This window comes from Rahnella sp. WP5 (genome assembly GCF_000745615.1).
Taxonomy (GTDB): Bacteria; Pseudomonadota; Gammaproteobacteria; order Enterobacterales; family Enterobacteriaceae; genus Rahnella; species Rahnella aceris.
In genome coordinates this window covers 86,255-105,369 of record NZ_JQJR01000010.1, presented here as the reverse complement: position 1 = coordinate 105,369, position 19,115 = coordinate 86,255, and the positions used below count along the sequence as shown (strand labels likewise).

The window sequence follows — 19,115 nt, the reverse complement described above, 5'->3', positions numbered from 1 at the left end:
ATTCCGTTAACATCTGGTAATCAAATATTGTGTGATGTTACTCAAGGTTTTGTATTGTGTCTGTTTGGCGCGAGTTGTTATATGTTGTCGATTGTGAGCAGCGCAGGGGTAGAAAGGGGGCGTAAATGACCACGGATGGCGGTAGGGGCGAATCCAAAACGTTTCCGGAAACGCTCGGCAAAACGCGAGCCGCTTTCATAACCTACCTGATGTGCAATATGTGAAATGGCCAGATCGGTGCATTGCAACAACCGCAGCGCGTGGGTCATGCGTACATCGATCATCAGATTTCGCAGCACACAATTTTCGCCCGCAAGACGTCTGCGCAACATCACTTCATTCATCATCAGCTTTTCTGCCACTTCGGCGGCGGTAAATGATTTATGCAGATTATTGACTAATAATTCACGTACGTTATCTGTCACGCTTTCACTGTGCTGTACGGAATACCGCACACCCAGTTGCGACAGCCAGAGTAACTGTTCGAGCATGCGGTGGCGGGTTATCGGTGCGGGCAGACCATGATGCCAGAGAATGGCTGAATGAGTGTCGGTAAAACTTTGTTTGAACGCACCGGGGATGTGCGGAATGACTTGCAGGGTATTAACAGCAAGAAGTGGCGGGCTGAAGCCGGTTGCGTGCAGGCCTGCATCACTGAGTAACTGATGATCCCATGCCATGATGGCGCAGCTGAAAGGGCCATTTCCGGATAAATGGTGAGTCATGCTCAACGTTTGTCCACTGTTAAGCACCAGCATTTCGCCTGCCTGCAGTGTGACTTGCTGTGCCTGATCCGTAATTGAGAGGCTTCCGTTCTGAATGAGAACCAATTGTGGCTTATCAATATAAACATCATGAATAAAAAGTTCACTATGCTGAATAAGCAGAGAAATGGTTCCTATCCCTGGAGTCACTTTTATTTTACGAACCATGATGATGATGCCCGAAAATGACGACGGCAACCTGTAGTGTGCTGCCTGATAAATAATTCCCGCTTTGCTAATACAAACAGGCTGCCGGTTAATATGTGTAAGTTATGGGAGCAGACAGAGAGAACTAGCCCTGGCAGCCAGGCGCTCTCTGCCTCTGAAACCTTATTTTTGCACAAGAAATATTGGAAAGAAAACAAACAAATATTTAATAATTATTGGCGATCGCCGAAGGCAATCGAACGGAGGTCAATTTTTCCGTAAGTCGTATTCACTTGTTGTTGTCGGGACGACTGACCAATCAGCTCGGTGAGTTTATTCATCCGGGCTTGTAACAATGTTTTAATCGTATTTTCGTTATCAAGAATAATGCGCAAATAGCGGCGGACATCATTCTGAATCATTACCGATGTCTGTTCAGACATCGGTAACCGGGTCGTGGCTTCGACTGCTTTGACGTAACTGACTTCGAGCTCAACCAGCTCATCCCATTTCTCTTCTCTCGCCAGCCGCAACATCTGCTCGCTTAAAGACAGGATCAGTTGATATTCATTAACCAGATACTGATGTTGATCCATTATATTGGTCCTGCGACGGGTGGTAGTTTGGGCCGATTTGCCGCCAGGCATCGGCGATATTTTCAAGCAAGGTCAGCACCTCAGCGATGGCCTCTTGATCGTTGTGTAAATTTGCATGCAATAAACGACGGACCATATAGGAATAAAGCGCTTCGAGGTTATCCACTAATTCAGGATCGCCTTTTTCACGACTTAATCCGGCTTTCAGTCCGCTGTCGATAATGTTAATTGCCATAGACAGTGATTTGCCTTTTTCGGCAATGCTGCCCTGCTGGATAAAAATACGAGCACGGATCAGGGCGCTGCGCGCCCCGTCGAATAACATCGTCACCAGCTGATACGGAGTGGCGCTCATGACGCCACTTTCAAGGCCTACCTGTGCGTAGGCCTGAGTTCCTTTTGCATTATACATATTCAGTTTCCTTACTAGCTTGAACTTGATGAGGACATAGCTTCGAACTGCTGCGTCAGATAATCCGCTGTGCTGTTGAGCTTCTGGATCGAGACATCAAGTGCCGTGAATTGCGTTTTATAACGGGCGATGGTGTCGTTAATGCTGGTGTTCACCTTGTTGTACTGCTCGGTGAGGCTTTTCAGCGTGGTGTTCACGGCTGTCTGGGCATTAGCAATCGTACCGGTGCTGGTGTTCAGGAACCCGCTGTTCAGGTTGCTGATGTTGGTCATCACGCCGGTGGTTTTGCCGTCACCTACCATCATGGTCTGCACAGCATTCGGGTTACTGGTTAACGCCGCACTCAGCTTGGTGCTGTCAACTTCCAGCTTACCGGTGTCCGGGTCAGTGGTAATACCGATACTCTGCAATGAACTTACTGAACCAGAACCCGAGACGCCGGTGATCGCTGACTTCAGACGTGTCTGGATGGTACGCAGTGCGCTGTCACCCAGTAATGCACCGTTGGTACTGTCAGCCGTATCGGTGTTCGTCGCGGTGGCTGTGAACTTGGTCAGGCTGGAGAACGTATCCTGCAACTTGTTGTACGCATCAACAAAAGTCTGGATAGCGGTGGAGGCTGTAGAGGTATCTTTCGCCACTGTCAGCGTTGCAGCAGTGGTGGTGGTACCGGTCAGATTTAACGTAATCCCGTCCTGCGCATCACTGATGGTGTTGCTTTGACGTTCCAGATCGATGCCATTAAAGGTCAGCTTGGCATTGCCTGCTGTGGCATTTTCGGTCATCGCACCGGTGCCGGTGGATGAGTTATATCCGATAATATTATTCAGCTGGTCATCACCGGTGACGCTGACGGTCATTTCTGAATTGGTACCGGTATTGTTCGCGCTCAGTACCAGCTTGTAGCTGCTGTCATCCACTTTGACGATACTGGCCGTGACACCGCCACCGGCTTTATTGATCGCATCACGAACGCCGGTCAGTGAAGTCTGATCATCGGTTAGTTTGATGCTCAGTGGTTTACTGCCGTCGCCCTGGCTGATGGTCAGGGTACGGGTATTATCAGTGGTCGTGGCGCCCAGTGCGGTTTTATTGCTCGACTGCGTGGCAGAAACCAAAGACTGCGCAGAGGCCAGCTGTGTCACGGAAACGGAATATTTACCCGCCGCGGCGCCGGTGCCGGTTGTCACACTGAACGCAGACGTGTTGCTCGACGAAGCCGTGGTCGCCCCGTAAGTATTGGTCGATGACAATGCGGTCGCAGCGTCAGAAAAAGTTTGTAATGCGCTTTGGAGCGTGCCATAGGCCGTCAGTTTGGCGCTATAGCTGGTTTGTGCCGCAGTGATCGGGGTTAAACGTTTTTTTTCTGCAGTCGTCAGGTTATCCAGCAGGTCTGAAAGTTGTAAACCTGAACCGATACCTAATGAAGAGATAGTGCCTGAAGTGGCCATAATTATCCTTTACAGTTTGATTGCCCTGAGTACGTGAATTTACAGTCGCCTTCGCTTCGTTCGTTCACCGGTTTTCCTGACGGATGTCAGGTAACGGGTTCACTCCCTCGCCGCTTACTGCAACTCCAATGACTTTAGGTATAAAAGAGTCTTTAAGCCCTATCGGCACGACGGAGAAAAAGTTTAATAGATCACAACAAAAAGTAATGGCGTGAATAGGCGGTATAAGGAAGGGTAATTCTCAAAGTAAGAAAACCGGATTTTTTGAGAAATAATTCTAAAGGTTACCGCAGTACCGCCGATACAAGTTTGGACGGTGATGAACGCCGTGGGCAATAAGCCCGAACCCTTAACCAGATTTGAAGGAATACACTCATGGCTCAAGTTATCAATACCAACACGCTGTCTCTGATGACTCAGAACAACCTGAACAAATCCCAGTCCGCTCTGAGCACCGCTATCGAGCGTCTGTCCTCCGGTCTGCGTATCAACAGCGCAAAAGACGATGCTGCTGGTCAGGCGATTGCTAACCGCTTCACTTCTAACATCAACGGTCTGACTCAGGCTTCACGTAACGCCAACGACGGTATCTCTGTTGCGCAGACCACTGAAGGTTCACTGAGCGAAATCAACAACAACTTACAACGTATTCGTGAGCTGTCTGTTCAGGCTGCTAACGGCACCAACTCCGATTCCGACCTGACCTCAATCCAGGACGAAATCACTTCCCGTCTGTCTGAAATCGACCGTGTATCTGGTCAGACTCAGTTCAACGGCGTGAACGTACTGGCCTCTAACCAGACCATGAAAATCCAGGTTGGCGCTAACGATGGTCAGACTATCGACATCGACCTGCAGAAAATCGACTCTACCACTCTGGGTCTGAACGGTTTCTCAGTAGCAAGCAACGCACTGAAAACCAGCGATGCAATCACTCAGGTTGGCGCAAGCGGCTCCCTGAAAAACGTTGACCTGTCTGCAGCGGCAACTTCTCTGGGCCTGGACGCAAGCAAACTGTCTCTGAAAAACGTTCAGACAGCAGCTGGCGCAGCGACTGCAACTTACGTTGTTTCTGATGGTACCAGCAACTACGCTGCATCTGTAGATGACGCAACTGGCGCTGTAACACTGAACACCACTGACGTTTCTTACACTGACACTGACAACGGTGTTACTGCAGGTACTCAGACTGGCAAACTGGTTAAAGTTGGCGCAGACGCCACTGGCGCAGCAGTAGGTTACGTTACCGTTCAGGGTAAAGACTACAAAACTGCAGCTGGCGCTATCGTTGACGGCGGCGCTACCGGTACTGCGAACGTTGCAAGCACCATCGGCGACATCGCCAGTGCTGCTAACACCAACGCTTACACTGGCGTTGCGACTTCTGATCCACTGAAAGCAATCGACGCTGCTATCGCTAAAGTTGACACCTTCCGTTCTTCACTGGGTGCGGTTCAGAACCGTTTCGATTCTGCCATCACCAACCTGGACAACACCACGACTAACCTGTCTTCTGCACAGAGCCGTATTCAGGATGCTGACTACGCAACAGAAGTTTCAGCAATGTCTAAAGCACAGATCCTGCAGCAGGCTGGTACTTCAGTATTGTCTAAAGCTAACCAGGTTCCTCAGTCTGTACTGTCCCTGCTGCAATAATTGTCTTAGTCGACAAATTACGCAGTTCGGTTACAAACAGAACAAACCCCGCTCCGGCGGGGTTTTTTTTAACTAAAATTTACCATTCTTAAGGATTAATGCGGGGCATTCGCTGGTATAATTTAAGATAATCTTTATGTTGTGATTGTTTTTTAGTCAATCGTTTACGGTGTTACCGGCGGACGTCTGCAAACAGAATCTGCGAGACATAATCAAAATAACCGCGTTTTTCAGGCCTTATTCAGCCGATTGATTAGCGATTATCACTGGCACAATGATACTGACCCTAAATTTGCCAGGTTACGACAGTGAGCGATCTGTATACCGCCGACGGCGTGATAGACAAAAATTCTTTGTGGCAGCGCTATGTTCCGCTTGTGCGCCATGAAGCCCTGCGTTTGCAGGTGCGGCTTCCCGCCAGCGTAGAGCTTGATGATCTACTGCAAGCGGGCGGGATCGGCCTGTTAAATGCGGTTGAGCGTTTTGATGCGATGCAGGGGACGGCGTTTACGACGTATGCCGTTCAGCGTATTCGCGGCGCCATGCTCGATGAGTTGCGTAGCCGCGACTGGGTGCCGCGTAGTGTCAGACGTAATGCGCGTGAAGTGTCCCAGGCGATGCATAGCGCAGAACAGAAATTAGGGCGACCGCCGAGTGAAGGAGAGGTGGCGCAGGTGCTGGATATTCCCATTGAGGAATACCGGCAGATATTAATGGATACGAACAGTAGCCAGTTGTTTTCTTATGACGAATGGCGCGAAGAGCACGGCGATACTGCCGAGGCATTGATGGAAGGGCACGAAGAGGCCAACCCGTTACATCATCTGTTGGAGGGTAATTTACGCCACCGGGTGATGGAAGCTATCGATGCGTTACCTGAACGGGAGAAGTTGGTACTTACGCTTTACTACCAGGAAGAGTTGAATTTAAAAGAGATCGGGGCGGTGCTGGACGTCGGGGAATCCCGTGTAAGCCAGCTCCACAGTCAGGCGATTAAGCGTTTGCGAACACGCCTGGCCAACGACCACTGATCCGCTTTTTCCTGGCCGGTTATACATTTTATATCCCTTATCAGGAATAAATTTATGCCAGCGGGAATCAAAACAAGGCCTTTAAGCCGTTATCTTAAAGATTTTAAACACAGTCAGACTCATTGCTCACAGTGTGCAAAAGAACTCGACAGGATGGCACTGGTGTTTCGCGGGCAAATCATCAATAAAGAGGCCATCGCCAAGATGGACCAGCCTATTGATGATGACGTGTGGCACAACCTGTCGCAGGAACTGACCGCACTGTGTCGTTTTTGCAGTGAGATAAGCTGTAACAGCCATTCGTCCTATTTTGACATTATGGCGTTTAAGCAATATCTGTTTGAGCAGACTGAGATGAATCACAGCACGGTGCGCGAGTATGTTGTCCGCCTCCGCCGTCTGGATGAAATCCTCTCTGCAAACAACTATCCTCTGGATAAACTTTCAGGGGACAGTATCCACCAGCGGATCATCAATGATTTGCCGGTGGCGGGTCATGACAACTACCGTATTGCCCTGCGCAAATACGACCAGTATCTGGCCTGGCAGAAATCCGCGTAATCGGATCTCAGACAGACTGACACGCAATGCACAAACAGGCTCCTCCGGGAGCCTGTTTTTTTGTCTTGAATCTGTCCGCAGTTTCTATAAATTCTTTATATACTTACTCAATAACCTGTCTCTAAACTCAAACCAACTTCGACTATAACGACTTCGTGCGGCACCGTGCTGTGCGTCAGGGGAACATCGTGCCTGCTAAAATTTCTTTGCTTAAAACCCGGCTGGAAGCCTTCGATCGGATCGATTTACTGGGCAGCGCCACGCCGCTGGAAAAACTGCATCGTCTTTCCGAATACGCCGGACGTGACATTTACATTAAACGCGATGACATCACGCCGCTGGCGATGGGCGGTAACAAGCTGCGCAAACTGGAATATCTGGCCGCTGCTGCGCTGGCAGAAGGCGCGGATACGCTGGTGACCGCTGGCGCCATTCAGTCAAACCATGTACGCCAGACCGCCGCCGTGGCCGCCAAACTGGGCCTGAAATGCGTTGCGTTGCTGGAAAACCCGATCGGCACCACAGAAGTCAATTATCTGAGCAACGGCAACCGTCTGCTGCTGGATCTGTTCAATGTGGAAGTGGTGATGTGCGATGCGCTTGATGACCCGATGGCGCAGCTTGCAGAACAAGCCGAACGTCTTGAAGCACAAGGTTTTCGTCCCTATGTCGTGCCGGTTGGCGGTTCCAATGCGCTTGGTGCACTCGGCTACGTGCAGTGCGCGCTGGAAATCGCCGAGCAGTCTTCGGCCAGTTTTGTGGATTTCAGTGCCGTGGTGGTGGCATCGGGCAGCGCCGGTACGCACGCTGGTCTGGCCGTCGCTTTGCAACATTTAATGCCAGACACGCAGCTGATTGGTGTAACAGTGTCGCGCAGTGCCGATGCCCAGCGTCCCAAAGTTGAAACCATCGCCCGGGAAGTGACAACACAATTACAACTGGGTGAGAAAACGCCGTCAATTACCTTGTGGGACGAATATTTTGCGCCACGCTACGGTGAGCCAAATGAAGCCGGAACCGCCGCCGTGAAATTGCTGGCGGAGCAGGAGGCCATGCTGCTGGATCCGGTGTATACCGGCAAAGCGATGGCCGGATTGCTCGACGGTATAGCGCGTGGTTTGTTCCCGGATGAAGGCCCGATCCTGTTCATTCACACCGGCGGTGCACCGGCACTGTTTGCGTATCATCCGCAGGTTTAATACTCTAAAATCCGCTTATGCTTTTTTGAGCTAAGATTATAGAATTATATTCCTGATAACTGACGCGGCGGGTGCTACTGTGCGCAAATTCGTAGGGGATATAGCGTTCTATAACTAACTATAACTGAGGTGAATATGGGTTTTTCTACACTGCGTCGTCGTTTACTTCTGGGTGCTGTTGCGGTCACGCTGACAGCAGGCATGGTCAGCAATACTTTTGCTGACGAAGGGTTACTGAAGAAAGTCAAAGATCGCGGCACCTTGATTGTCGGGCTGGAAGGGACTTACCCTCCGTTCAGTTTCCAGGGTGAAGACGGCAAACTGACCGGCTTTGAAGTCGAGTTCGCCGATGCACTGGCGCAGCACATGGGCGTTAAAGCGAAACTGCAACCGACCAAATGGGACGGCATGCTGGCTTCGCTGGAATCCAAACGTATTGATGTGGTGATCAATCAGGTGACCATTTCGCCTGAGCGTGAGAAAAAATATGACTTCTCTACCCCATACACCGTTTCCGGTATTCAGGCGCTGACTAAAAAAGGTCAGGAAGGCACCATCACTAAACCTGAAGATCTGAAAGGCAAAAAAGTCGGCGTAGGTCTGGGCAGTAACTACGAGCAATGGTTGCGCGAGAATGTGCAGGGCGTGGACATCCGTACTTATGATGATGACCCGACTAAATATCAGGATCTGCGCGTAGGCCGTATCAACGCCATTCTGGTTGACCGTCTGGCAGCACTGGATCTGGTGAAGAAAACCGGTGATACCTTAGCCGTTGCAGGCGCACCGTTCTCCCGTCTGGAATCTGGCGTGGCCATTCGCAAAGACAACCCGGAGCTGCTGGCTGCTATCAACAAAGCGATTGCTGAAATGCAGAAAGATGGCTCGCTCGCCAAAATCTCTGAAAAGTGGTTTGGTGCTGACGTCACAAAATAATACCCGTAAAACCGGAGCGTCAGACTGGCGCTCCGGCTCATTACGAACTGATCCATAAGGTTCTTATCGGATGCAAGAAAGTATTCAACTGGTGCTGGATTCAGCACCATTTTTATTGAAAGGAACACTGTTTACGCTCCAGCTCAGTCTGGGCGGAATGGTGTTCGGTCTTATCCTGGGCTTCGTGCTGGCGCTGATGCGCCTTTCGCATTTCTGGCCGCTGTCATGGTTATCGCGTTTTTACGTCTCCGTTTTCCGTGGCACGCCGCTGATCGCCCAATTGTTTATGATCTACTACGGACTGCCACAGTTTGGCATCGAGCTGGATCCTATCCCGGCAGCCATGATTGGCCTGTCGCTCAATACCGCAGCCTACACCTCCGAAACCCTGCGTGCGGCGATTTCGTCCATCGAAAAAGGGCAGTGGGAAGCGGCGGCCAGTATTGGTATGAATCCGTGGCAGACCATGCGCCGCGTGATTTTGCCGCAGGCCGCCCGCACTGCGCTGCCACCGCTCGGTAACAGCTTTATCGGCCTGGTAAAAGATACCTCGCTGGCTGCGACCATCCAGGTGCCGGAACTGTTCCGTCAGGCACAGCTTGTGACGTCGCGCACGCTGGAAGTGTTCACCATGTATCTGGCCGCATCGGTTATCTACTGGGTGCTGGCGACCGTTTTATCCTTCCTGCAAAACCGTCTGGAAGACCGCGTTAACCGTCAGGATCAGGAGCCTTCATGAGTACCATTGACGTAAAGCAACTGACAAAAAAATTCCACGGACAGACGGTGTTGCACGGTATCGATTTACAGGTCAACGCCGGCGAAGTGGTAGCGATTATCGGGCCAAGCGGCTCAGGTAAAACCACCTTGCTGCGCAGCATTAACCTTCTGGAAGAGCCGGACGGCGGCACCATAAAAGTCGGCAATATCGAAATTGATGCCAGTAAGCCGCTCAGTAAACAGAAGAATAACGTTCGTGAGCTGCGCAAGCAGGTGGGGTTTGTTTTCCAGAACTTCAACCTGTTCCCGCACCGTTCAGTCCTGGAAAATATCATCGAAGGACCGGTGATTGTGAAGGGCGAGTCAAAAGAAAAAGCCATCGCCACAGCACGTCAGCTCCTGGAAAAGGTCGGGTTAAGCGGCAAAGAAAATGCCTATCCGCGACGTCTCTCCGGTGGCCAGCAACAACGCGTTGCCATCGCCCGCGCACTGGCGATGAGCCCGGAAGTGATTTTGTTTGATGAACCGACCTCCGCGCTCGACCCGGAACTGGTGGGTGAAGTGCTCAACACTATCCGCGCACTGGCACTTGAGCACCGCACCATGGTGATTGTGACCCACGAAATGAGTTTCGCCCGTGACGTGGCAGACCGCGCTATTTTTATGGATCAGGGGAAAATCGTGGAGCAGGGGCCAGCGAAAGAGCTGTTTTCGAATCCGCAACATGCCAGGACGAAACAGTTCCTGGAGAAGTTCCTGGCCCACTGAAATCAAAACCGTGGGCGTCGGCCCACACCGACTTGGGGGGCGGCTTATCGCCGCCGTCCCCCAAGCCCCCCCCGGCTCTTTCACTGCGCGCTTCGCTGGAGGCTATGTTTCAGCGAACGAGGTGACAGCCGCAAAATCCCGCCGCTGCGCGGTGCCCTGCACTCGGGTTACAACCCGCGCAAAAAGACTCGCGGTTTTTCACCTCTCGTTACGGCAGGATTTTGGAACCGGCCTCCGGCTTTTAGTTCGCAACCTCACTCATTTTGATATCAAAACCGATTGGTTTTGAATTTAAGATCGTGCGGGCGATAGCGGGGAGTTTAAAACGTGGAGATTCCAAAGAGGGCTCGTCATAGCCCTCTTTGGTCGGTTTCGGCGCGAAAGGCCGCGTCATTACCGTTATTGAGAAACCGAAACTGTCTCGATCCAGCCTTCACTGCAACTGAAATCCAAAAAGTTTCCTCAGGCTTTTTAAAAGCCGCCCACTTGCAGCGGCTCTCCTGCAACACCTGCTTTATCCGATCGTCATCAGACTCGCATTTCCCCCGGCGGCTGCCGTATTCACACTCAGTGAACGTTCATGCAACAGGCGTTCCAGCAGAATATTATCCTCGCCGCGCGCAAAGCCCTGTACCGATATAATGGCGCCCGGACGCTGCGCAATGGTCTGACAAAGTTCGCGCAACTGATCCGCATCACCGTGATAAATCACTGCATCAAATACCTGCGCATCGTTCTGCCAGTCTTTGGCGAAATCGACTCGCGCCTGCACCGCTTTTGGCAGGATGTTGAACAAATCACGTTGCAATGGCGCTTCCGGCCAGAGAATGCGGCAACCTGTCGCGGTGACAGCGGCAAGCTGGGTCAGGGCATCTTCCTGATTATCCGCCAGTGCCAGAACGCGCTCACGCGGTAACAGTGCGTAAGTGTTACGCTCGCCGGTTGGTCCCGGCAGTGTGCGCAAGGTGCCGCCCTGACTGGTTTGGGCGAAACGTTCGCAAACTGCGACAAACTCCTCACGGTGTTTCTGCTCCGTTGCCCATTGTTGCAGCGCCCGGTGCGGTGCCAGCAAGGCTTCGCGCACGGAGGTATCGAGCGGCAGTTCGCGATCCTGACGTAACAGGGTTTGCTGTACGGCGTCTTGCGGACGGCTGCTCAGCAGACGATAAAGATACAGCGGGCCACCGGCTTTCGGACCGGTGCCGGACAAGCCTTCGCCGCCAAAAGGTTGCACACCCACGACAGCACCCACCATATTGCGGTTCACGTACATATTGCCGACGTGTGCCTGCTGCGTAACGCGATGGATAGTCTCATCGATGCGGGTATGAATACCCAGCGTCAGGCCATAACCGGCGGCATTAATCTGACCGATCAGCTTATCCAGATCCTGGCGGGCATAACGCACCACGTGCAGCACCGGCCCGAAGATTTCTTTCTTCATCTCATCGAAGCTTTCCAGCTCGATCAGCGTCGGTTTAACAAAGGTACCGCGGCTCCATTCCTGCTGGTCAGCCGTAAATTCCTGCGCAGCCTGATACACAGTACGGCCTTTGGTGCGCATCGCATCGATGTGTTTTTCGATACCGGCTTTGGCTTCGGCGTCGATCACCGGCCCGATATCCGTAGACAAGCGCTCCGGATTGCCCATCCGGCATTCCGCCATCGCACCGCGCAGCATTTGCAGCGTGTGGTCGGCGACGTCGTCCTGAATACACAGCACGCGCAGGGCGGAGCAGCGCTGACCGGCGCTGTCGAAAGCCGACGCGACCACATCCGTCACTACCTGTTCGGTCAGCGCGGAAGAATCGACAATCATGGCGTTCAGCCCGCCGGTTTCGGCGATAAGCGGCGTCGGACGCCCCTGCAGATCCAGACGACCGGCGATGTTGCGTTGCAGAATACCCGCGACATCCGTCGAACCGGTAAACAGCACGCCGCGTACACGTTCGTCATTGACCAGTTGCGAACCGACCGTTTCACCCCGGCCCGGCAGCAACTGTAATACGCCTGCCGGAACTCCGGCTTCATGCAGAATGCTGACGGCCAGCGCAGCGACCAGTGGCGTTTGTTCAGCGGGTTTTGCCAGCACGCTGTTCCCGGCGGCCAGCGCGGCAGCAATCTGACCGGTAAAGATCGCCAGCGGGAAGTTCCACGGGCTGATACAGACCACCGGCCCCAGCGGACGGTGCGTGTCATTGGCGAAATCTTCGCGGATCTGCCCGGCGTAGTAATGCAGGAAATCCACCGCTTCACGCACTTCGGCGATGGCGTTATTAAAGGTTTTTCCCGCCTCGCGCACCAGCACGCCAAGCAGGTTTTGCAACTGCGCTTCCATCAGTTCTGCACCCCGTTGCAGAATTGCGGCACGTTCTTCGGGAGGCGTCGCAAACCAGATTGACCCGGCAGCGGTTGAGGCATCCAGCGCGCGGCTGATTTCAGCTTCTGTCGCTTCGCGAACATACCCGACAATATCGGTATTTTCAGACGGGTTGATCACCGGCAGAAATTCGCCGTCGTCCGTTTGCGCATCAATTATCGGCTGCGCTTTGACCGGGTGGCTGGCGCTTTGCAGCAGGGCGCTGGAAAGGGAGGCCAGACGGTGCTCGCTGGACATATCCAGACCGGCAGAATTCACACGTTTGTCGCCATAAAGATTGCGCGGCAGGGCGATTCGCGGATGGGGTAACCCGACCTGACCTTCGCTGGCGGCCAGCGCTTCGACCGCCAGAACCGGATCGGCAACCAGTTCATCGATCGGTAGCGTGGCATCGGCAATACGGTTAACAAAGGAGGTATTCGCGCCGTTTTCCAGCAGACGACGTACCAGGTACGCCAACAGTGTTTCGTGTGTACCGACCGGGGCATAAATGCGGCACGGGCGGTTCAGTTTGCCGTCAGAAATTTTCCCCACCACCTGCTCGTACAGCGGTTCACCCATACCGTGCAGGCACTGGAATTCGTACTGACCGGGATAATAGTTATTACCGGCCAGTTGATAAATCGCCGCCACGGTGTGGGCGTTATGCGTCGCGAACTGCGGATAAATCAGGTTCGGCACGGCCAGCAGTTTACGGGCGCAGGCCAGATAGGAGACATCGGTGTAAACCTTGCGGGTATAAACCGGATAATCTTCCAGACCGTCCATTTGTGCGCGCTTAATTTCGCTGTCCCAGTACGCACCTTTCACCAGACGAACCATCAGACGGCGGCGGCTGCGCTGAGCCAGACTGGTCAGGTAATCAATCACCATCGGGCAGCGTTTCTGATACGCCTGAATCACGAAGCCGATGCCGTTCCAGCCCGCCAGTTCCGGTTCGAAGCAGAGTTTTTCCAGCAAATCGAGAGAGATTTCCAGGCGGTCAGCTTCTTCGGCATCGATGTTGATACCGATGTCGTAACTGCGTGCCAGCAAGGTCAGTGAAAGCAGGCGCGGATACAACTCTTCCATTACACGCTCATATTGCGCACGGCTGTAACGCGGATGCAGGGCGGAAAGCTTGATGGAAATGCCGGGGCCTTCATAAATGCCGCGACCATTGGAGGCTTTGCCGATGGCATTGATCGCCTGCTGATAGGACTGCAAATAGGCCTGCGCGTCTTTCGCGGTGAGCGCGGCTTCACCCAGCATGTCGTAGGAATAGCGGAAACCTTTTTCTTCATGTTTGCGGGCATTGGCCAGCGCTTCGGCGATGGTTTCGCCGGTCACGAATTGCTCTCCCATCAGGCGCATTGCCATGTCCACACCTTTACGGATTAGCGGTTCGCCGCTTTTGCCGATAATGCGGTTCAGCGATTTTGACAGACTCGCTTCATTATGCGTCGCCACCAGCTTGCCGGTGAACAGCAAACCCCAGGTCGCGGCGTTAACGAACAGCGACGGGCTGCGGCCCAGATGCGAATGCCAGTTACCGTTGCTGATTTTGTCGCGGATTAACGCATCGCGGGTCGGTTTGTCGGGAATACGCAGCAGCGCTTCCGCCAGACACATCAGCGCCACGCCTTCCTGAGAAGACAGAGAGAACTCCTGCAGCAGGCTTTGCACCATACCGGCGCGGCCGTTTGCACTCTTTTGGTTCCTGAGTCTGGTGGCAATGTCAGCAGCCAGTTTCAGCGCAGCATCATTGAGCGGGGCAGGCAAACGCGCCTGTTCAAGCAGCATCGACACGGCTTCAGGTTCAGGGCGGCGATAGGCGGCAGTGATGGCAGAACGGCTGACTGACTGTGGCAGGATCTGCTCGGCGAAATCTAGGAACGGCTGATGGGCTTCCTGAACCAGTTGCACAGCGACATCTTCCATACCTTCAGGCGCAGCGCCATTCAGCGCCGGAATTTCCGGCAGTGTATCGCCATTTTCCAGTCGTTCCAGATAGGAAAATATCGCTTGTTTGATCAGCCAGTGCGGCGTGCGATCAATTTTGTGAGCCGCTTCTTTCAGCCTGTCGCGTGTACCTTCATCCAGCTTCACGCCCATCGTCGTCATACCCATGCGCAAACACTCCATATAAAAAATTTCAGGTGAATTCGTTATTTTATGCTGAGCAATATCTTCTATGTTGCAACCTTGTGCAACCCTGTTAATGCATGAAGTATGCCTGTTGTGATTTGTCTGGCATTTTTAACAATAAAATAACGGCATGGATCTTGCCTGCATTCTCCTGACGGGAATGTCAAAGGTTGCATCAGGTGCAACTTTTGTCAGTGCAAAGTACAACCGGTATTGCGGATAACTGTGATGGAGCGTGAATTTTGTGTATTTGAAATGTTAAAAATATTGAAAAGTGGATCAGGCTAAACCAGTATCCGGCCCGACAGTAATTTTGAACAAAAACCACACAGAGTCAGTGACTACGTAAAAAATATGGAGAGTCTTGCTGCAACCTTACAGGGTTTCAGCCATCATCTCGCCCCGGCAGGTTTTTAGCGGCACTTCTGGTGGAGTGCTTCAGGACAGACAGCTGCCGGACAACATCGCAAAAAATAAGAAGTGGAGAATGGAATGACAATGAACACACCGATGCTGGTGACGTTTTGTGTTTATATTTTCGGGATGATTTTTATTGGGCTCATCGCGTATCTACGAACCAAAAACTTTGATGATTATATTCTGGGCGGACGCAGTTTAGGCAGCGTGGTGACGGCGCTTTCAGCCGGTGCTTCTGACATGAGCGGCTGGCTGTTAATGGGATTACCGGGGGCGATTTTTATTTCCGGGATTTCGGAAAGCTGGATCGCCATTGGCCTGACCATCGGCGCGTACCTGAACTGGAAACTGGTGGCAGGGCGGCTGCGTGTGCACACTGAAGCCAACAATAATGCGCTGACACTGCCGGATTACTTTACCCATCGTTTTGAAGATTCCAGCAAGCTGCTGCGCATTATCTCCGCGATTGTGATTTTGGTGTTCTTCACCATTTATTGTGCCTCCGGCATCGTGGCCGGTGCACGTCTGTTTGAAAGCACCTTCGGCATGACGTACCAGACTGCACTTTGGGCTGGTGCGGCGGCGACCATCATTTATACCTTTATCGGCGGTTTTCTGGCAGTCAGCTGGACTGATACCGTGCAGGCCAGCCTGATGATTTTCGCGCTGATCCTGACACCGGTTATCGTCATCCTCGCAGTTGGCGGTATTGATACCTCGATGATGGTAATCAATGCCAAAAACCCTGAATACACCGATATGTTCAAGGGCATGAATCTGGTGGCGATTTTGTCATTGCTGGGCTGGGGGCTGGGCTATTTTGGTCAGCCGCATATTCTGGCGCGCTTCATGGCGGCCGATTCTCACCGAACTATCCGCAGCGCGCGCCGTATCAGCATGACATGGATGATTTTGTGTCTGGCGGGCACCATTGCCGTAGGATTCTTCGGGATTGCTTACTTCAGCAATAATCCGGGCGAAGCGGGCAACGTGACGCAAAACGGTGAGCGCGTGTTCATCGAACTGACGAAAATTCTGTTTAATCCCTGGATTGCCGGTATTTTGCTGTCCGCTATTCTGGCGGCGGTGATGAGTACCCTGAGCTGTCAGTTGCTGGTGTGTTCAAGCGCCATTACCGAAGATTTGTATAAAGCCTTCCTGCGCAAAGACGCAAGCCAGCGCGAACTGGTGTGGGTAGGGCGTGCGATGGTGCTGGTTGTCGCGCTGGTCGCGATTGCGCTGGCCGCCAATCCGGAAAACCGTGTTCTCGGTTTAGTCAGTTATGCATGGGCCGGTTTTGGCGCAGCATTCGGCCCGGTGATCCTGATTTCCGTGATGTGGAAACGTATGACACGTAACGGTGCACTGGCAGGCATGATCGTCGGTGCCGTGACAGTGATCCTGTGGAAACAATACGGCTGGGCCGAACTGTATGAAATCATTCCCGGTTTTATTTTCGCGTCACTGGCTATCTGGATTGTCAGCCTGGCGGGGCGTAAACCTTCCGCCGCCGTGGAACAGCGCTTCACTGTTGCGGAAGCGGAATATAATACTATTTAACGGTATTTTACTTTTATGACACTCAGACCGGGGGCATTCAGCCCCCGGTTTTCAGCATTTTCCGCCGGATAAACCCCCTGACCTGATTTTTCCTGTCTATTTACCGATCACGCTTCAAAAAAAGGATCGGTTACCTCTTGTATTTCTTTTGGCAAGAATGATAATCACTATCGTTTCTTTTTACTTTTCTTTACAGAGACCTTACACATTCTGTTGTTCGTCAGAATTCAGGGCTCGGGAGCTCGTCATGTTCGTTCCGTTTCTCATTATGTTTCGCGAAGGGCTGGAAGCTGCACTGATCGTCAGCCTGATTGCCAGCTATCTCAAACGGACGCAACGCGGGCAGTGGCTCGGTGTGGTCTGGATTGGCGTTTTCATCGCTGCCGCACTCTGTCTGGCGCTCGGTCTTTTCATCAATGCCACGACCGGTGAGTTTCCACAAAAACAGCAGGAGCTGTTTGAAGGTATTGTCGCCGTCGTTGCGGTGTGCATCCTGACTTACATGGTGTTCTGGATGCGCAAAGTGTCGCGTTCTATCAAAGTGCATCTGGAAGGGGCGATTGATCATGCGCTGAATTCCGGCCGCGGTCAGGGCTGGGCACTGGTCGCGATGGTGTTTTTTGCGGTAGCGCGTGAAGGTCTGGAATCGGTGTTTTTCCTGCTGGCGGCCTTCCAGCAGGACGTCGGCATCGAAGCGCCGATCGGCGCAGTGCTCGGGCTTGGCGCGGCCATCGTGCTGGGTTTCCTGATTTACTACGGCGGGGTGAAGCTGCATCTGGCGAAGTTCTTCAAATGGACCAGCCTGTTCATTCTGTTTGTCGCCGCCGGGCTGGCTGCGGGGGCTATTCGCGCTTTCCACGAAGCCGGATTGTGGAACCGTATGCAGGATATTGCTTTTGATCTGAGCGGCACATTATCCACGCACTCTTTATTCGGCACGTTGCTGGAAGGGATGTTTGGCTATCAGGAAGCCCCGACGGTCAGTGAGGTCGCGGTGTACTTCCTGTATCTGATCCCTGCGCTGTTCCTGTTCTTTATGCCACAAGGTAAATCGCCTGTGGCCGCGCCGGCCTCTGCCGGGCAAAAAACACGACGTTGATCCTTAAACCTTTCCATCATCTTGCCTTTGTCACGGAGTTGTACATGACACATTTTCGCCGTAAAGCTTTACAGATTGCACTGTTATCCCTGCCGGCTTTTGCGCTGAGCGCCAACGTGCTGGCTGCTGATGTTCGTCAGGTCAAAATTGCTGTTAACGACAAACAATGTGAACCGATGGCGCTGACCGTGCCCGCCGGTAAAACCCAGTTTGTTATCCATAACAACAGTCAGAAAAACCTGGAATGGGAAATTTTGAAAGGCGTGATGGTGGTGGAAGAACGTGAAAACGTGGCACCGGGTTTCACGCAGAAAATGACGGCTAACCTTGAACCGGGCGAATACGACATGACCTGTGGCTTGCTGAGCAATCCGAAAGGCAAACTGACTGTCACCGCCGAGGGGACAGCCGCTTCCGGTAAGCCTGACGCCATGGCGCTGGTTGGCCCGATTGCAGAATACAAAGTCTATGTGACGCAGCAGGTCGCTGAACTGGTGGCGCATACCAAAGCCTTTACCGACGCAGTGAAGAAGGGTGATCTGGCGAAGGCACAATCCCTTTACGCGTCAACCCGTGTTTACTATGAGCGCATCGAACCGATTGCCGAACTGTTCTCTGATCTGGACGGCAGCATCGACGCCCGTGAAGATGATTTCGAGAAAAAAGCCGAAGATCCTAACTTCACCGGTTTCCACCGTCTGGAGAAAATCCTCTTCGCGGACAAAACCACCAAAGGCACCGACCCCTTTGCTGACAAGCTTTATACCGATACCGTTGATTTGCAAAAACGTATCGCAGACCTGACTTTCCCGCCTAGCAAAGTGGTCGGCGGCGCGGCGGGCCTGATTGAAGAAGTGGCCGCCAGTAAAATCAGCGGCGAAGAAGACCGTTACAGCCGCACTGACCTGTGGGATTTCCGTGCCAACCTTGATGGCGCACAAAAAATCGTCAATCTGCTGCGTCCGTTACTGGTCAAAGCCGATAAACCGTTGCTGGATAAAATCGACGCTAACTTCAAAACCGTCGATGCGCTGCTGGATAAATACAAAACCAAAGACGGTTACGAGAATTATGAAAAACTGTCTGATGCAGACCGTAACGCAATGAAAGGGCCGATCACCACGCTGGCAGAAGACTTGTCCAAACTGCGCGGTGTGCTTGGTTTAGATTAAACTCCTCCCCCTGCGAGGGGGAGGCTGGGAGGGGGTTTAGCAGACCATACACTGGCTGAAGCACGCTTCAACTTTTGTTTTTGACCGTAATACCCCACCCCAACCCTCCCCTTCGCAGG

The 19,115-nt window shown here is 52.7% G+C and carries 15 protein-coding genes; 10 read left to right on the top strand and 5 right to left on the bottom strand.

The features are described from left to right. Positions 1-77 precede the first annotated feature (77 nt). The 4 genes from EX31_RS09475 to fliD form a co-directional block, all read right to left on the bottom strand. Positions 78-758 carry a helix-turn-helix transcriptional regulator gene (locus EX31_RS09475; protein ID WP_231576043.1) on the bottom strand — a complete coding sequence of 227 codons (681 nt, stop codon included), beginning with the start codon at positions 756-758 and terminating at the stop codon, positions 78-80. A gap of 386 nt (positions 759-1,144) precedes the next feature. Further along, positions 1,145-1,507, bottom strand: coding sequence for a flagella biosynthesis regulatory protein FliT (fliT, locus tag EX31_RS09470; RefSeq protein WP_013575781.1), 363 nt, complete (start codon positions 1,505-1,507; stop codon positions 1,145-1,147). Continuing rightward, entirely contained in the window at positions 1,482-1,919 is a 438-nt protein-coding gene (fliS, locus tag EX31_RS09465) for a flagellar export chaperone FliS (RefSeq protein ID WP_013575780.1), read from the bottom strand. The genes fliT and fliS overlap by 26 nt, the downstream gene beginning before the upstream one ends. Positions 1,920-1,933: 14 nt before the next feature. Further along, complete coding sequence (gene fliD / locus EX31_RS09460; protein WP_013575779.1) at positions 1,934-3,370, bottom strand: flagellar filament capping protein FliD; 1,437 nt, start codon at positions 3,368-3,370, stop codon at positions 1,934-1,936. Between the two features lie 375 nt (positions 3,371-3,745). Between fliD and EX31_RS09455 the strand changes: the two genes are divergently transcribed. The 7 genes from EX31_RS09455 (at position 3,746) to tcyN (ending at position 10,241) form a co-directional block, all read left to right on the top strand. Beyond that, positions 3,746-5,026 (top strand): FliC/FljB family flagellin, encoded by a 1,281-nt coding sequence (locus EX31_RS09455; RefSeq protein WP_013575778.1) that lies wholly within the window; start codon positions 3,746-3,748, stop codon positions 5,024-5,026. A 308-nt stretch (positions 5,027-5,334) separates the two neighbouring features. Beyond that, entirely contained in the window at positions 5,335-6,057 is a 723-nt protein-coding gene (locus EX31_RS09450; RefSeq protein WP_013575777.1) for an RNA polymerase sigma factor FliA, read from the top strand. A 54-nt stretch (positions 6,058-6,111) separates the two neighbouring features. Further along, positions 6,112-6,618, top strand: coding sequence for a flagella biosynthesis regulatory protein FliZ (gene fliZ / locus EX31_RS09445; protein WP_013575776.1), 507 nt, complete (start codon positions 6,112-6,114; stop codon positions 6,616-6,618). A gap of 188 nt (positions 6,619-6,806) precedes the next feature. Further along, on the top strand, positions 6,807-7,817 hold the full coding sequence (locus EX31_RS09440) for a D-cysteine desulfhydrase (protein WP_037034426.1): 1,011 nt from the start codon (positions 6,807-6,809) through the stop codon (positions 7,815-7,817). Between the two features lie 135 nt (positions 7,818-7,952). Further along, positions 7,953-8,753 carry a cystine ABC transporter substrate-binding protein gene (tcyJ, locus tag EX31_RS09435; RefSeq protein WP_015690037.1) on the top strand — a complete coding sequence of 267 codons (801 nt, stop codon included), beginning with the start codon at positions 7,953-7,955 and terminating at the stop codon, positions 8,751-8,753. A 70-nt stretch (positions 8,754-8,823) separates the two neighbouring features. After that, positions 8,824-9,492 (top strand): cystine ABC transporter permease, encoded by a 669-nt coding sequence (gene tcyL, locus EX31_RS09430; protein ID WP_013575773.1) that lies wholly within the window; start codon positions 8,824-8,826, stop codon positions 9,490-9,492. Beyond that, positions 9,489-10,241, top strand: coding sequence for an L-cystine ABC transporter ATP-binding protein TcyN (gene tcyN / locus EX31_RS09425; RefSeq protein ID WP_013575772.1), 753 nt, complete (start codon positions 9,489-9,491; stop codon positions 10,239-10,241). Before tcyL ends, tcyN begins: the two co-directional genes overlap by 4 nt. Before the next feature lie 514 nt (positions 10,242-10,755). Here the strand turns inward: tcyN and putA are convergent. Continuing rightward, positions 10,756-14,730 (bottom strand): trifunctional transcriptional regulator/proline dehydrogenase/L-glutamate gamma-semialdehyde dehydrogenase, encoded by a 3,975-nt coding sequence (gene putA / locus EX31_RS09420; protein WP_037034425.1) that lies wholly within the window; start codon positions 14,728-14,730, stop codon positions 10,756-10,758. A 510-nt stretch (positions 14,731-15,240) separates the two neighbouring features. On the opposite strand from putA, the gene putP reads away from it, so the two are divergent. The 3 genes from putP to efeO all read left to right on the top strand — a co-directional run bounded on the left by putP (position 15,241) and on the right by efeO (position 18,996). Continuing rightward, entirely contained in the window at positions 15,241-16,725 is a 1,485-nt protein-coding gene (gene putP, locus EX31_RS09415; RefSeq protein ID WP_037034424.1) for a sodium/proline symporter PutP, read from the top strand. Positions 16,726-16,972: 247 nt separating this feature from the next. Beyond that, on the top strand, positions 16,973-17,824 hold the full coding sequence (gene efeU, locus EX31_RS09410) for an iron uptake transporter permease EfeU (protein WP_037034423.1): 852 nt from the start codon (positions 16,973-16,975) through the stop codon (positions 17,822-17,824). Positions 17,825-17,868: 44 nt separating this feature from the next. Continuing rightward, positions 17,869-18,996, top strand: coding sequence for an iron uptake system protein EfeO (efeO, locus tag EX31_RS09405; RefSeq protein WP_037034422.1), 1,128 nt, complete (start codon positions 17,869-17,871; stop codon positions 18,994-18,996). Positions 18,997-19,115: the final 119 nt, after the last annotated feature.

Bases quoted from the DNA above. Each gene is read 5' to 3' on its own strand.
- efeO (WP_037034422.1), top strand. From the start codon at position 17,869: ATGACACATTTTCGCCGTAAAGCTTTACAGATTGCACTGTTATCCCTG.
- tcyL (WP_013575773.1), top strand. From the start codon at position 8,824: ATGCAAGAAAGTATTCAACTGGTGCTGGATTCAGCACCATTTTTATTG.
- putP (WP_037034424.1), top strand. From the start codon at position 15,241: ATGACAATGAACACACCGATGCTGGTGACGTTTTGTGTTTATATTTTC.
- efeU (WP_037034423.1), top strand. From the start codon at position 16,973: ATGTTCGTTCCGTTTCTCATTATGTTTCGCGAAGGGCTGGAAGCTGCA.
- EX31_RS09475 (WP_231576043.1), bottom strand. From the start codon at position 758: ATGCTGGTGCTTAACAGTGGACAAACGTTGAGCATGACTCACCATTTA.
- EX31_RS09455 (WP_013575778.1), top strand. From the start codon at position 3,746: ATGGCTCAAGTTATCAATACCAACACGCTGTCTCTGATGACTCAGAAC.
- putA (WP_037034425.1), bottom strand. From the start codon at position 14,730: ATGGGTATGACGACGATGGGCGTGAAGCTGGATGAAGGTACACGCGAC.
- tcyN (WP_013575772.1), top strand. From the start codon at position 9,489: ATGAGTACCATTGACGTAAAGCAACTGACAAAAAAATTCCACGGACAG.
- tcyJ (WP_015690037.1), top strand. From the start codon at position 7,953: ATGGGTTTTTCTACACTGCGTCGTCGTTTACTTCTGGGTGCTGTTGCG.
- fliZ (WP_013575776.1), top strand. From the start codon at position 6,112: ATGCCAGCGGGAATCAAAACAAGGCCTTTAAGCCGTTATCTTAAAGAT.
- fliS (WP_013575780.1), bottom strand. From the start codon at position 1,919: ATGTATAATGCAAAAGGAACTCAGGCCTACGCACAGGTAGGCCTTGAA.
- fliT (WP_013575781.1), bottom strand. From the start codon at position 1,507: ATGGATCAACATCAGTATCTGGTTAATGAATATCAACTGATCCTGTCT.
- fliD (WP_013575779.1), bottom strand. From the start codon at position 3,370: ATGGCCACTTCAGGCACTATCTCTTCATTAGGTATCGGTTCAGGTTTA.